The 13,119-nt window shown below is 62.1% G+C and carries 15 protein-coding genes and 1 pseudogene; 5 read left to right on the top strand and 11 right to left on the bottom strand.

Annotation, left to right across the window (positions count from 1 at the left end):
* Positions 1–172 precede the first annotated feature (172 nt).
* Positions 173–640, top strand: coding sequence for a flagellar biosynthesis repressor FlbT (locus G473_RS0109445; protein ID WP_029012903.1), 468 nt, complete (start codon positions 173–175; stop codon positions 638–640).
* Here G473_RS0109445 and G473_RS0109440 read toward each other — a convergent pair whose 3' ends face one another.
* Genes G473_RS0109440 through pseI form a run of 9 tightly spaced genes read right to left on the bottom strand, consistent with a single transcriptional unit; the run spans position 641 to position 6,882 of the window.
* On the bottom strand, positions 641–1,654 hold the full coding sequence (locus G473_RS0109440) for a 3-oxoacyl-ACP synthase III family protein (RefSeq protein WP_029012902.1): 1,014 nt from the start codon (positions 1,652–1,654) through the stop codon (positions 641–643).
* Positions 1,655–1,682: 28 nt separating this feature from the next.
* Positions 1,683–2,411, bottom strand: coding sequence for an SDR family NAD(P)-dependent oxidoreductase (locus tag G473_RS0109435; RefSeq protein ID WP_029012901.1), 729 nt, complete (start codon positions 2,409–2,411; stop codon positions 1,683–1,685).
* Positions 2,408–3,562 (bottom strand): AMP-binding protein, encoded by a 1,155-nt coding sequence (locus tag G473_RS0109430; protein ID WP_035706423.1) that lies wholly within the window; start codon positions 3,560–3,562, stop codon positions 2,408–2,410. The genes G473_RS0109435 and G473_RS0109430 overlap by 4 nt, the downstream gene beginning before the upstream one ends.
* 13 nt (positions 3,563–3,575) lie before the next feature.
* The gene (locus G473_RS30760; protein ID WP_169728474.1) at positions 3,576–3,752 is read right to left on the bottom strand and encodes a hypothetical protein; all 177 of its coding nucleotides are present in this window, start codon (positions 3,750–3,752) and stop codon (positions 3,576–3,578) included.
* A 4-nt stretch (positions 3,753–3,756) separates the two neighbouring features.
* Positions 3,757–4,011: a hypothetical protein gene (locus G473_RS0109420; protein ID WP_029012899.1), complete on the bottom strand. Its 255-nt coding sequence runs from the start codon at positions 4,009–4,011 to the stop codon at positions 3,757–3,759.
* Complete coding sequence (locus tag G473_RS26050; RefSeq protein ID WP_161630963.1) at positions 4,008–4,850, bottom strand: alpha/beta fold hydrolase; 843 nt, start codon at positions 4,848–4,850, stop codon at positions 4,008–4,010. Before G473_RS26050 ends, G473_RS0109420 begins: the two co-directional genes overlap by 4 nt.
* Entirely contained in the window at positions 4,840–5,064 is a 225-nt protein-coding gene (locus G473_RS0109410; RefSeq protein WP_029012898.1) for a phosphopantetheine-binding protein, read from the bottom strand. The genes G473_RS26050 and G473_RS0109410 overlap by 11 nt, the downstream gene beginning before the upstream one ends.
* Positions 5,061–5,822: a cytidylyltransferase domain-containing protein gene (locus tag G473_RS0109405; protein ID WP_029012897.1), complete on the bottom strand. Its 762-nt coding sequence runs from the start codon at positions 5,820–5,822 to the stop codon at positions 5,061–5,063. The genes G473_RS0109410 and G473_RS0109405 overlap by 4 nt, the downstream gene beginning before the upstream one ends.
* Positions 5,823–5,835: 13 nt before the next feature.
* Complete coding sequence (gene pseI, locus G473_RS0109400) at positions 5,836–6,882, bottom strand: pseudaminic acid synthase (RefSeq protein ID WP_029012896.1); 1,047 nt, start codon at positions 6,880–6,882, stop codon at positions 5,836–5,838.
* 151 nt (positions 6,883–7,033) lie between these two features.
* On the opposite strand from pseI, the gene G473_RS29880 reads away from it, so the two are divergent.
* Together G473_RS29880 and G473_RS26040 are read left to right on the top strand one after the other, a co-directional pair.
* A complete protein-coding gene (locus G473_RS29880; RefSeq protein WP_084437844.1) occupies positions 7,034–8,170 on the top strand; it encodes an energy transducer TonB in 1,137 nt (378 codons plus the stop codon).
* Between the two features lie 47 nt (positions 8,171–8,217).
* Positions 8,218–9,303, top strand: a complete 1,086-nt coding sequence (locus tag G473_RS26040) for a TonB family protein (RefSeq protein ID WP_035706418.1) — start codon at positions 8,218–8,220, stop codon at positions 9,301–9,303.
* 52 nt (positions 9,304–9,355) lie between these two features.
* On the opposite strand, the gene G473_RS26035 is transcribed toward G473_RS26040, so the two are convergent.
* On the bottom strand, positions 9,356–9,877 hold the full coding sequence (locus G473_RS26035; RefSeq protein WP_210163272.1) for a TIGR00645 family protein: 522 nt from the start codon (positions 9,875–9,877) through the stop codon (positions 9,356–9,358).
* Between the two features lie 112 nt (positions 9,878–9,989).
* The gene (locus G473_RS0109380) at positions 9,990–10,898 is read right to left on the bottom strand and encodes a LysR family transcriptional regulator (protein WP_029012893.1); all 909 of its coding nucleotides are present in this window, start codon (positions 10,896–10,898) and stop codon (positions 9,990–9,992) included.
* Between the two features lie 199 nt (positions 10,899–11,097).
* Here G473_RS0109380 and G473_RS0109375 point away from each other — a divergent pair, with 199 nt between their 5' ends.
* Entirely contained in the window at positions 11,098–12,177 is a 1,080-nt protein-coding gene (locus G473_RS0109375; protein ID WP_035706415.1) for an enoyl-CoA hydratase/isomerase family protein, read from the top strand.
* Positions 12,178–12,219: 42 nt separating this feature from the next.
* A pseudogene (gene mmsB / locus G473_RS0109370) lies at positions 12,220–13,119 on the top strand (3-hydroxyisobutyrate dehydrogenase); the annotation flags it as partial.

Here is a 13,119-nt window from a genome sequence, read left to right as displayed (position 1 = left end):
TACGGGGAACGGCGGGCGCAAGCCCGCCGTTCTCTTTTTCAGGGTTCCCTTTTCGTCGTTCGGAGAAAAATCGAGGATGGCGACCGTTTTTCCGTGACCGGCAGGGGCCGGGTGTCATAGGTGATAGGGGGCGTTTTTGCCCTTTGTCGATTCGCGCGCCGGGATATCCATCGTGCCTTTGAAGCTTGTCTTACGTCCGGGAGAGAAACTGATCGTGAATGGTGCCGTCATCGGCATCGGCGATCATCCCGTATCCCTGTTCTTCTACAACAAGGTGAATTTTCTGCGCGGGCGGGAAATTCTCAAGGAAGAACAATGTGATACGATTGAGAAGAAACTCTATTTCATCATCCAGCTCATCTACATCTTCCCCGAAGATGCCCAACCCAACATGGCGAAATTCGACCTCATTCTGAATGAGGCGCGTCTGTCCAATCCGGGCGAACAGGGTCTGTTTGACGATGTGGAGACGCTGGTGCGCGAAGGGAATTACTATCGCGCGCTGAAGATTTGCCGCCGCCTGTTCACGCCCGAGCCAGGGGCCGGGAAGGTGAATGCGGAAGGTGACGGGGCATCACCCCCGCGGGCGCCTGTGATCGTGACAAAGCTGCGCCGCAAGCCAGCCACCTCTACTGACTGATCACTCTACCAGAATCGTGTGGCAGGGGCCGGGCACAGACCCTACCTGCCACAGGGCAGTACCCCAGGACCATCCCACCCCAAATCCGCTCAGCAACAACTGGCGTGGACCGGACCGAAGAGAAGTGGCGAGGCTGTCGGTGATTGCCAGCGGGATGGTGGCGGAACTGGTATTGCCGCGATCCTGCAATGCCAGCACAAGCTGTTCGGCACTGGCACCAATCTTTTGGCCCAGACGCTTCAACATCATCTCATTCGCCTGGTGCAGCACCACATGGTCGATATCGGCCATGGCAAGGCCGGCGGCATCCAGTGTTGCGGCGATGGCTTTAGGCACTTCCCGCAGGGTGAAAGCGAAGACCTGGGTGCCATCCATGAACAGCATCGGCCCCTCCGGGTTGCGCATTCCGCCCCGCTGCTTGATCAGATAGGGCGCGCCGGTCCCATCGCTGCCCAGGTCAACGAGTAGAGGGCCTGCTGTTCGGTCGATTTCCAGCGCTGTCACCGTGACGGCATCACCGAATAGCGGGGCTGTACCCCGGTCGGCAGGGTCGAGTGTCCGGCTGGTAATATCCCCCGCCACCAGCAGGCAGCGTCCCCGCCCCATGCCAGTCAGCAGGCTGGCCGCACTCCACAGCCCGTAAATATAGCCCGAGCAGCCCATTCCCATATCGAAGGCAGCGCAATGCCGGCCCAGGCCCAGCTTTTCCTGCAGCAGGCAGGCCGTGGCGGGCAAGGGATGGTCAGGTGTCTGCGTCACCACGATCAACAGGTCGATACTGTTCGGCGCCCAGCCCAGGCCCGTCAGCAACTCCCTGGCGGCGGGCAGGGCCAGATCGGACAGGCATTGCCCGTCGCGGGCGATATGGCGGCGGTGGATGCCAGTGGCATTGGCGATGCGGGCGGCCTGATCGGCGCCGAACCGGGCAGCCAGATCGGCCACCCCCTCCACCCGTGTCGGCAAGGCGGAGACGATGCCGCGTAACGCGATACCGTTGAGACGGGCCTGCGCCATGCTCAGCTCTCCTCCCCTTTTGCTGCGCTCAGCAGCCGATACCGCCATCAATGGTCAAAGTCTGGCCAGTGATGAAGGCGGCCCCATCGCCCAGCAGGAACAGGATCGCCGGTACCACATCGGCCGCGGTGCCCAGACGCCCCAAGGGCGTGCGCCGCACGATCTGGTCCCGCTGACCGGCGGATAGCGTACCCGACATCTCCGTGTCCAGATAGCCCGGTGCCACACTGTTCACCGTTATCCGGCGGCGCCCCACTTCCCGTGCCAGGGCGCGGGTCAGGCCGTCCAGCCCTGCCTTGGTGGCGGCATAGGCGGCAAGGCCGGTATAGCCGCGCTGCCCGATGATGGAGGAGATATTGATGATGCGCCCGCCGCCACCCCGCGCCAGCATCTGGCGGAGCACGGCACGGGCCGTCTGGATTGAGCCGGTCAGGTTGGTCTGGATCAACCGGTCGACCTCCACCAGCGGCAAAGTCGCCAGGATGCCCTCGCGGGCGATGCCGGCATTGTTGATCAGCCCCCAGGGCACACCCAATTTTGCGATTGCCGCCTGGATGAAGCCTTCAGTGCTGGCCGCATCACCAATATCCGCCTGATGCCAGAACAGATCATCCCCGTGGGCTTCCAGCAGCGGGGGCAGCGCGTCGCCCAGGCTGCGGCTGCAGGTGGAGACCCGATAACCAGCGTCCAGAAGCGACGTCACGATGGCCAGCCCCAGGCCCCGGCTACCGCCGGTCACGATGACATGGCGCTTCATGTTTCCTCCGCGATGCGACGCTTTTTGCCCGAGGGCAGAAGCGCAATATGGTCCACAAGCCTTAACCGGCGGGGCCGGGCCGGTGGGGGCAGGTCGCCCAGCGCCCCGTTGACGGTGGCCCGCCAGTTTTCCGGTGCCCGTTCCGGTGATAATAGCAGATCGGCCGCCAGCAACTGCCCGGTGATGGGGCTGGGGATGGCATAGACAATGGCATCGCGCACCCAAGGCAGCGCCATCAGGCGCGCTTCGGCCAAAAGGGGATCGACCTTGGTGCCGCCGACATTGATGGTCAGGTCCGCCCGGCCCTGGAAAAGCACCCGGTCCCCGGCCAGTGTCACCCTGTCGCCGGTATCTGCACACCCTGCGTGAAGCGTGCCATCCTGGATGGACAGTGCAGGGCAACCGGGGGGCGGAACCGCCAGCCAGGAAGCGGGAAAGCCGGCGCGTCCGTCGGTCACGCTGAACAGCCGGCCCTGTTCCGTGCTGGCATAGATATGGCGGATGCGGGCCTGGGGAAAACGGTCGGCCAGCGCGTCCAGCAAGGGCTGGTCAGCGGCCTCCCCGCCCAGCGTAATGGCCTTCAGCGGCGGGCATTGCCCGGTCAGCAGCAGCCCGCGCCAGAAGCTGGGCGTGGCGGAAATATGGGTCACCGTTTCGACTTGTGCCAGCCGGGCCAGGCTGGGCAGATCGACCCCCGGTGCGGCGATCAGCGTACCGCCGCCGGCCAATACTGTCAGCAGCACCTGCAGGCCGGCAAAGCCGCAGGCATCATAGGTGAGCAACCAGCGCCCGCCCCCGCTCTCCCCTGCCTTGCCGATCCCGGCCAGCAGGGGGGCGAAGGGCTTGGCGATTCGTTTGGGCGTGCCGGTGGTCCCGGAGCTTTCCAGCACCAGGGTGGCGCCGCTTTCAGGACAGGATTCCGGGGCTGGCAAGCCCCCACGAAGTAAGGTCAGGGGTATTTCCCGCTGCCACACGGCGATCAGGTGTGCTGCCAGGAGAGGAAGATCATACCCGTCAACGGCCAGGGGGCGGTTGGCGGGGGGCTGGATGGCGTGGGCCATCTGCTGCAACGCCAAAGCATCGCAACAGCGCCCCTCCTGAATAATGCAGGCATCCGGGTGAAGCCAGGGCGGAGCGGCCAGATCAACCATCACGTTTGCGACCTTACCCCTTCAGTGCGATCCAGCCCCAGATCACCAGACCGATAAAGCCGATGATACCGATGACGATCACCAGCCCCCAGAGATACTGCTTGAACTCCCCCTGTTTCCAGGCACTGCGGGCCAGCAGCAGCAGGTAAAGCAGGACCGCGCCGCCGACCAGTTCGCCGGTGCTGGGCATGCTCTCAAACATCGGCGTAAAGGGCTGCCAGCTCGCCCGCTTTGGTGAATTGGCGGAAGCCACTGCGGAACGGGTCTTTCCCGGTGACCCCTTCCAAGGCCACGATCAACGTGGCCAGATCCAGCGAATCGAAGGGCAAGGGCCCGTCCAGAAAAACTGTATCGGCGCTGATCGCCACTGGCGCCTCCCCCTTGTCCGCCAGGATGCGGTTGACTTCCTGCCCGATCAGGGTCAGCAGCGCGGCATTCTGCTCGCTCATGAATGAAAACTCCGAACCAGTTCATTAACGCGGCTGGCCGCTTCCACATGCGGCATATGGCCGGTCGCGTCCAGCAGATGCAGCGGAATATTGCCGGGGATCAGGCCGGGCGGCGGGGGCGGCACGATCCGATCCTCCGCCCCCCAGACAAGCTGTAAGGCCACACCGGGCGGTGCCCAGTCCCGTCGGATCAGCGGGGCACCCAGATCATGCCGGTTCGCGGTCAGGATGGCCTGAACCGCCCTGCGCGCACCAGCATCGGCCATGCGCAGGGCCAGGGCACGGGCCAGCGGTTCCACCAGATTATCCGGCCTTGCGAACAGCGCGCCGGCCACGGCGCGGGCTTGAGCAATGTCTGCCGCCATTGCCAGCCGGTCCAGAAAGTCATAATCCAGGTCGCTGCCCAGCCCGGCGCAGGCCAGCAGGCTGGCCCGTCGCACCCTGCCAGGCCGATGGGCCAGATCCAGGGCCACACGCGCGCCTAAGGAGTGGCCGACAAGATCGACCCGTCCCAGGCCCAGACGGTCCAGCAGCGCATCCACCCAATCCGCCAGATCGGCCACGCGCGCCTCTCCCACCTGAAGGGTGGAGGCACCATGGCCGGGCAAATCCAGCGCCAACACCTTCCGCTCTCCGGCGGCAAAGGCAGTGACGTTATATTGCCAAGTCAGCGCATCGCCCCCCAGCCCATGCAGCAGGACCAGGGGCACGCCGGCCACCCCCTCGGTTTCCAGCCAGGAGGCGGGGCCGTCATCCAGCATCAGCCTGTGCCGACGCGGGCGTTTCCCGGTGCGGGCGCGCCCGGCATCAGCGGCCGGCAGGGGCGTGTCAGGCGACACCGGCCAGCGCCAGCAGGTCGTTGATGCTCTTGGCCTTGGCCAGATCCTCGCCGGCCACCACTTTGTCGAAATGCTCATCCACCAGGGCGATGAAGCTGATCACGGCCAGACTGTCCCAGCTATCCAGGCTGTCCAGCGCCTCGTCCCCCGTCAGCGTACCGGGGTCCAGTTCCAGCATCTCGTCCAGGGCCTTCAGGAAGTCAGCGCGCGTCATTGTTCTTCTCCTTTATCGGGCAGGGCTTTCTGCACCACATCGCGGTTTATCGCCACCCATTCCGGATGGGTCCGCATCAACATGTCGCCATCGCGCCAGCCGAAGCCAGGGCGGTCGCGCAATTGCTCAAGCAACTGGCATACCAGGGCGAAATCCTGTTCCGTATCCACGCACCAGCGCCAGGGCGTATCGCCTATGCCGATGATCTCCGGATGGGTGAGATAACCCAGGCGGAACCTTTCCGGTCGTTGCCAGAGAAAGGGCATGACATGCTCCCGCTCAAACGGGGCTTTCGCCTCCCGCCACGCGGTTTCCAGGGCTGCCATGGTGACGATCTCGGCATCCAGCCCCCGCGGAAAGCGGGCCACATCAATGGCGGCATAATCGAAATCATGCTGCTGAAAATAGGCCACCAGCGTGTCGATCAGGGCCGGGTCGATCAAGGGGCAATCAGCCGTGAAGCGCAGAATAATCTCGCCCTTCCCGGCAAGGGCTGCCCGGTAGAAACGATCCAGCACATCGGTTTCACTGCCCCGGAACACACCCACGCCCAGCCGGGCGGCATGGTCGGCCAGCGCATCGTCACCGGGCAGGTCGCTGGTGGCGACAATCAGGCTATCTAGCGTACGGCAGCGGGCCAGCCGGTCAAGCTGCCAATCCAGCAAGGGCTTACCCGCTGCCGGCATCAAGACCTTGCCGGGCAGGCGGGTGGAGCCCATGCGGGCCTGGGTGATGCCGATGATGCGCGGCTTTCCCATTCTCCCGCCCCTTTCAGCCTTTCGGCCCCAGCATGGTCCAGTCCAGCGGCTCACCCCGCGTCAAGGCGCGGGTGGCGCGGCGGCCCAGCACATCGGGCAGATATTTAGGCGCCAGGCCCAGGCCGGGCCGAACGGAGCGGACATTGCTGTCACTCAGCACCTCGCCCGCCGCGACATCCGCCGTGATGTAGAGCGAACGACGGAAGGTGCGCCCGCCCGCCTCGCTGGGTTTCAACGCATAGGAAATGCTGCCCAGGGCGGCATGGGCGGCGGCGCAGGCATCGGCCATGGCGCGAAATTCCGCCGGCTCCAGGGAAAAGGCGGCATCTGGCCCGCCATCGGCGCGGGCCAGGGTGAAATGTTTTTCGATCACCACCGCCCCCAGCGCCACGGCGGCCACGGGCACGGCCACCCCCATTGTATGGTCGGACAGACCCACCGGCACGTCGAACGCCTGGGCCAGATGGGGGATGGTGCGCAGGTCGCAGTCTTCCACCGGGGTTGGGTAGCCAGACACGCAATGGAGCAGGCAGAGATTATCGTTTCCTACCCCGCGCACGGTCGCCACGGCTTCGGCGATTTCCCCCAGCGAGGCCATGCCGGTGGACATGATGATAGGCTTGCCGGTACGCGCCGCCTTTTCCACCAGCGGCAGGTCGATCAACTCAAAACTGGCGATCTTGTAGGCAGGTGCCCCCAGGCTTTCCAGAAAGTCGATCGCTGTCGGGTCGAACGGGCTGGAGAAGATGGGCAGATCGATGGATGCAGCATGGGCGAACAGTTCGCCATGCCATTCCCAGGGCGTGTGCGCCTCACGGTAAAGCGCGTGCAGGGTGCGCCCGGCCCACAACCCGCCTTCCAGTTTGAATTCCGGTCGGTCCACATCCAGCGTGATTGTGTCGGCCGTATAGGTCTGTAGCTTGGCCGCATCGGCCCCAGCTTCCTTGGCGGCATCAATCAGTCGCTTGGCCCGGTCAATATCGCCATTATGGTTGCCCGACAGTTCCGCGATGAGAAATGGTTTCTGGCCGGGGGTGAAACAGGTGGGGAAGGCGGGCATGGGCGGGGTCCGGAAAAGGGGGCAGCACCTTCTTGATACCACTGGATCAAGGGGGTGCGGAAGGTGTGCCGCAACTTTCCCCTTGAAGACGTTTTTCCCTTTTGATTTTAAAATTTATGGAATATAGGCCAAAGACTATTTGGGGGCGGGAATGAAAATAGCGGCAAAAAAACACCGTGTGATGATGGGCGCTTTCACGGGCCTGTTGGCAATGTTAGGCATGTCCCAAATTACCTATGCCCAGGACGCAGCCGGAGCAAAGCCGACGTCTCCGCAGGAGGTGACTAAACCTGCTGATACTCGAAAGAGTATGTTGAGGGGGCCGTCCAGAGTTGAATGTGACGATGGCCACTATCCGTTATCTGAGTCTCTCAGGAGTAGAGAGGGTTGGATAAATTTGCGCCTCATGGTCAAAGCTGATGGTTCTGTCGGGGATATAGAAATTGTCAGTTCGTTTGGCAGTGATGTATTCATTGATATAGCCGTAAAGAGGGCTTATACTTGTAAATTTAAACCTGCCCTAAGAAACGGAATTCCTATTGATTATTATGATGTTAATTTTCCAATGATATTTAAAATGAAAGATTTGGAACATGCTGTTTTGCACAAGGTAGGTCGGCAGCTTGAGCAGGTGGGTAAATTAGTTACAGAAGGGCGATATGATGAGGCCTGGACACTTCTCGATGAAATAGAAGACGATTGCACCACTCTTTATGAAATTGCCCATCTTATGCTGCGCCGGGCCGTCGTCATGGCTCACCGCGGTGATCTACATGTGGCTCTGGCCTATTTGCAGCATATGAACCCGATCAAATCATCATTGAATGAAGATGACCGGGCGTTGGTGGATCGCCTGACCCTTCGCATGCTGTTGCAGACAAAGCGCATCATAGAGGCCAGGACATTGGGCCGCTCGATGAAGGATTGGGGCCAGCGCGCCGGGGATGATGAGCTTAGAGCGGATTTTGAAAGGATCAGTAAGGCGGCTTACGACGATCCAGTTTGGATTGTTGAAGGGGAAATACCGCGGGATTGTCCCGTTTCTCTATGTGGGAAAACCCCATCCTGGTCTTATCGTCTTTCCCATTTCAGGGCTTCTCTCGATCAGATCGAAGGAAATCTTGATCATGTCAATTTAAAGTGTCGGGGGCGGAAGGATGTGCAGTTTGAAGCTGTTCCCAACGTGACTTGGACCATTCCTGATTCTTGGGTAGGTTGCTCGCTCGTGGTGACAGGTACTCCCGGCTCCAAATTCACCCTGATCGATGAAATCCCGGAGTCTCAGTAACAGTCCTTCCACAGACAATATCCCCACCTTGAATCATGTGAGGCGACATGAAGCGGCTTACCGGAAAGTTGGCTTTATTCTCGGTCCTGGCGGTTGCCAGCGCGACGAATGTTGCGGCACAGGGGGCACCAAAAGCGCCCGCCGTTGATATGTCCCAGGTACGGTCCGCCACATTCAAATCTTGCGACACCACGAAATACCCTGCGGGCGAAGTACAGCAAACCCGCGAGGGATGGGTGAATGTGCGGGTAACCGTCGGGACGGACGGAAGGGTGAAGGAACCGGAGGTGATCAGCGCCTTTGGTCGCGGCTCTTTTGAAGAGGCAGCCTTGGCCGGGGCGGCAAGCTGCGTCTTTGAACCGGCAACCGTGAATGGCCAGCCGGTGGAGACGAAGAATATCGTCGTGCCGATGTATTTCCGGATATCGAAAATGGAACCTGGCGCCAATGCCAGCATGGCCAAGCGCTTGCGCGATATCAGTAAGATGATTGATGCGGGCCAGCTTGACGCGGCCTGGGCAAGCCTGGATGAAGCGGAAGAGAAATCGACCCTGCTTTATGAAATGGCCCATATCATGTTGCGGCGGGCTATCATCACCGCGGCGCGGGGAAATGTAGATCTCGCCATCGCCTATCTGCGACAAATGGAATATGTCAGGAATTACCTGACATCCGATGAAATGCAGAAGGTGCAGCGCTTCCGGCTCCGCCTGGAATTACAGGCGGGACAATTCAAAGAAGCCTTGATGACCGAACGTAATGTCCGGGATTTGGGCAAGTTCGACGGCGATGATGGGCTGGTGGCCGGTTTGAACCAGATGCGTCAGGCGACGGCGGAAAAGCCGATCTGGGGTTTGAAAGGCTCTATCCCGGCCAATTGTCCCGATCATATTTGCGGGAAAGAGCCGGTCTGGCGCTATCGTCCGCTCCACCGCACGGTTTCCCTGGCCGATGTGACCGGTATGCTGCATCAGGTGGAGGGGCGCTGTCCTGGCCGTACCTTCAAGGCCGACGCCAAGCCGAACGTCACCTGGACCATCCCCAAAAGCTGGGGCGACTGTGTGATCCAGGTTTCCGGCGCGCCGGGTGCCAGCTTCACTTTGATTGATGAAACCCTGCCGGTGACCCAGTAACCGAACGGCAGCAAGGCGGGTATCGACCGGCCCGCCTTGATCTTCCGGCGGTTCAATGCCCGCCTTTATCCTTGTCCTTGCTGCCGAAGGACATCTTGTCCAGCATCCCCATCAGCAGGGCGGAAATGACAAAGGTCATGTGGATGATGACCAGCCACATCAGCTTGTCATTGGTCATCTTGTCCGCATCCATGAAAGCCTTCAGCAGATGGATGGAGGAGATGGCGACGATGGAAGCGGCGACCTTCACCTTCAGCGTGCCGCTGTCCAGCTTGCCCAGCCAGTTCAGCTTCTCGTCCTCTTCCTTCAATTCGATGCGGGAGACAAAATTCTCGTAACCGCTGATCATCACCATCACGACCAGGCTGCCCACCAGCACCAGATCAACCAGGGTCAGGGCAGCCAGGATCAGGTCGGCTTCCTTTTCGGCAAAGACCGCATATTGGAACGTGTGGATGATATCGATGCCGAACCGGATGGTGAAGGCCAGCAGCACCACAGCCAGACCCAGATACATCGGCACCAGCAGCCAGCGGCTGGCATATAAGGTGCGCTCAATCACGCGTTCGATCACGGTGTGGTTACTCCCCTTCTATTCCCCGTTCTGGTGATCGCAACCGATCACCAGCCTTAATCACCGGCGCGCACATATGGATGGTCACCTCCCCTTTCAAGCCGGGGAAGGATCAACCGTGATCCGCGTGAAAAAGCCGGCTGTTGCGGCGCACTTCCTCCGCGATGAACTCCGCCGTCACCCGGATGCGGGAGAGGTGGCGCAGGTCGGAATGGACCAAAAGCCAGAAGGTACGGATCAACCTTACCTCCTGGGGGAGCAGGCGGACCAGATCTGTCTCCCCCGCTACCAGGAAACAGGGTAGCACGGCAATGCCCGCCCCCGCCTGGACGGCGCGGAACTGGGCCACCAGGCTGGCGCTTTTCAGGCTGGGCCGGATATCGCGGCTGATCTGGGGCAGATAATCCAGCTCCGGCGTATAGACCAGATCATCGATATAGGAGATGAAACGGTGCCCCGGCAGGTCACCGATCCCGGTGATGGGCGGCCCCTGGTCCAGATAGGAGCGGGCGGCATAGAGGCCCAGCTCATAATCCGTCAGCTTGCGGGCATGCAGGCGGCCAGCCTCCGGCTGGGCGACGGAGATGGCGATATCCGCTTCCCGCTTGGACAGGCTGAACAGGCGCGGCATGGCGACAAGCTGCAGCTCCAGATCAGGATGTTGCTGCCCCAGCCGGCCAATGCGCGGCGCCAGGAAGAAGCTGCCGAACCCGTCCGGTGCGCCGATGCGCACCGCGCCGGACAGGCTGCCGCCACTGCCGGCCAGATCCTCCATGATGCTCAGGGCCATACCCTCCATGGCCTCTGCATTTGCCAGCAGGCGTTCGCCCTGCTGGGTTAGGCTATAGCCGGTGGCGTGGCGCTCAAACAGGTTGGTTCCCAAGGCGCGTTCCAGCCCGGTCAGGCGCCGGCCCAGGGTCGTATGATCGACCCCCATACGGCGGGCGGCCAGGGTCAGCCGCCCGCTGCGCGCCACGGCCAGGAAACTCTGCAGATCATCCCAGTCGAACCGTTCTGCCATCCGCCGCCCCTCCTGGACACAAGCACAGCCAATGCAGCACCCCACATATGGGGGTAATTGCACAATGATAGCGGCAAACTTCACATGGATGTGCGCCATCACGCAATGCTACTGGTTGGTCTACGGCATCCGGCGCTTTGGCATGATAGAATGGCGATCAACGCCCCAGCCATTGCGACCGATAAGGGAGGAAACAGCCTTGACCGATGAAGCCATCTGCACCGCACGCGGCCCCGTGGGCCATATCCTGCTCAATCGGCCCAAGGCGCTGAATGCACTGACCCTGCCGATGGTGGATGTGATCGTGCCGGCCCTGAAAAGCTGGGCCGCCGATCCCGCCATCAAGCTGGTGGTGATCCGGGGGGCAGGCGACCGGGCCTTTTGTGCCGGGGGCGATGTCAGGGCTGTCTGGGACGCCGGGTTGCAGCGCAAGCGCGGCGAAGGGGCGGGGGCATTGACCGCCGCCTTCTTCGCCGCCGAATACCGGTTAAACCGGATGATCAAGTGCTTCCCCAAACCCTATGTCGCGCTGATGGACGGGATCACCATGGGCGGCGGCGTGGGTCTGTCCGTCCATGGCAGCCACCGGGTGACGACGGAAAAGACCCTGCTGGCCATGCCGGAAACGGGGATCGGCCTGTTCCCCGATGTGGGTGGCACCTGGTTCCTGCCCCGTCTGCCGGGCAAGCTGGGGCTTTATCTGGGACTGACGGGTGCGCGGGTGATGGCGGGCGATCTGGCCTATACCGGCATCGCCACCCATCACAGCCGCAGCGATGCGCTGGATGATCTGGAAAAGGACCTGGAAGCGGCCCTGGACGACGCCCCCGATGCTGATGCTGCCTTGGAAGCCGTGCTGGGACACCATGCCGCGACCCCGGATCAGCCGACATTGGCCGCCCACCGCGCCGTGATTGACCGGTGTTTCACCGCTGACAGCGTGGAAGGCATCCTGGCCAATCTGGCGGCGGAGGGTGGCGAATGGGCCGCGAAGACCACCGCGACCCTGCTGGCCATGTCCCCCACCAGCCTGAAAGTGACGTTTGAGCAGTTGCGCCGGGGCGCCGCGCTGGAATTTGATGATTGCATGCGGCTGGAATTCCGCATGACCCAGGCGGTGATGGATGGCCATGATTTTTATGAAGGAATCCGGTCCGTGCTGGTCGACAAGGACCGGAACCCGAAATGGCAGCCGGCCAGCCTGGATAGTGTCGATCCCGCCTTTGTGGCCCGGCATTTCGATCCGCCGCCCGGCGGGGATCTGACTTTTGAAGGGTGATGCCAGCAGGCCCGCCCTTATCTTGAAAACAACAGAACCAATCGGGAGGAAACCATGGCGACGATTGCTTTCATCGGCTTGGGCAATATGGGCCTGCCGATGGCGAAGAACCTGCTGGCCGGTGGCCATCGGGTGATCGGGGTGGACCTGTCCCCGGCCAACCTGGCCGCGGCCCAGGCAGCGGGGCTGGAACTGGCCCCGACTGCCGGGGCGGCGGCGGCCGAGGCCGATCTGGTGGTCACCATGCTGCCGGCCGGGCCGCATGTCCGCGCTGTTTACGGCGCGGCGGATGGGGTGATCGCCATCGCCCGGCCCGGCACCCTGTTCATCGACAGTTCGACCATTGATGTGGACAGCGCGCGGGCCGTGATCGCGCAGGCGGAAGCTGCGGGCCATATGATGCTGGATGCGCCTGTCTCTGGCGGCACGGGCGGGGCGGCGGCGGGTACGTTGACCTTCATGGTCGGCGGGTCGGAAACAGCTTTTGCCAAGGCCCAGCCCTATCTCGCCCTGATGGGCAAGAACATCGTGCATGCCGGTGGGCCGGGCACGGGACAGGCGGCCAAGATCTGCAATAACATGATCCTGGGCATCTCCATGATCGCCGTGTCAGAGGCGTTCGCCCTGGCCGACAAGCTGGGGCTGGAACGGCAGAAGCTGTTCGACATTTCCTCCACCTCCTCCGGTCAGTGCTGGTCGCTGACCAGCTATTGCCCGGTGCCGGGGCCGGTGCCGACATCACCTGCCAACCGGGACTATCAGCCGGGCTTCGCCGTGGATATGATGCTGAAGGATTTGAAGCTGGCGCAGCAGGCCGCTGCCAGTGCCGGGGCTGCCACGCCCCTGGGTGCACAGGCGGCGGCGCTGTATCAGCTTTTCTCCGCAGCCGGGAATGGCGGGATGGATTTCTCCGCTATCGTGAAAATGATGCAGGGAAAATAA

This window comes from Niveispirillum irakense DSM 11586, from assembly GCF_000429645.1.
GTDB classification, from domain to species: domain Bacteria; phylum Pseudomonadota; class Alphaproteobacteria; order Azospirillales; family Azospirillaceae; genus Niveispirillum; species Niveispirillum irakense.
Note: the sequence above shows the minus strand (reverse complement) of the source record. Positions and strands in the feature narration are given on the sequence as shown.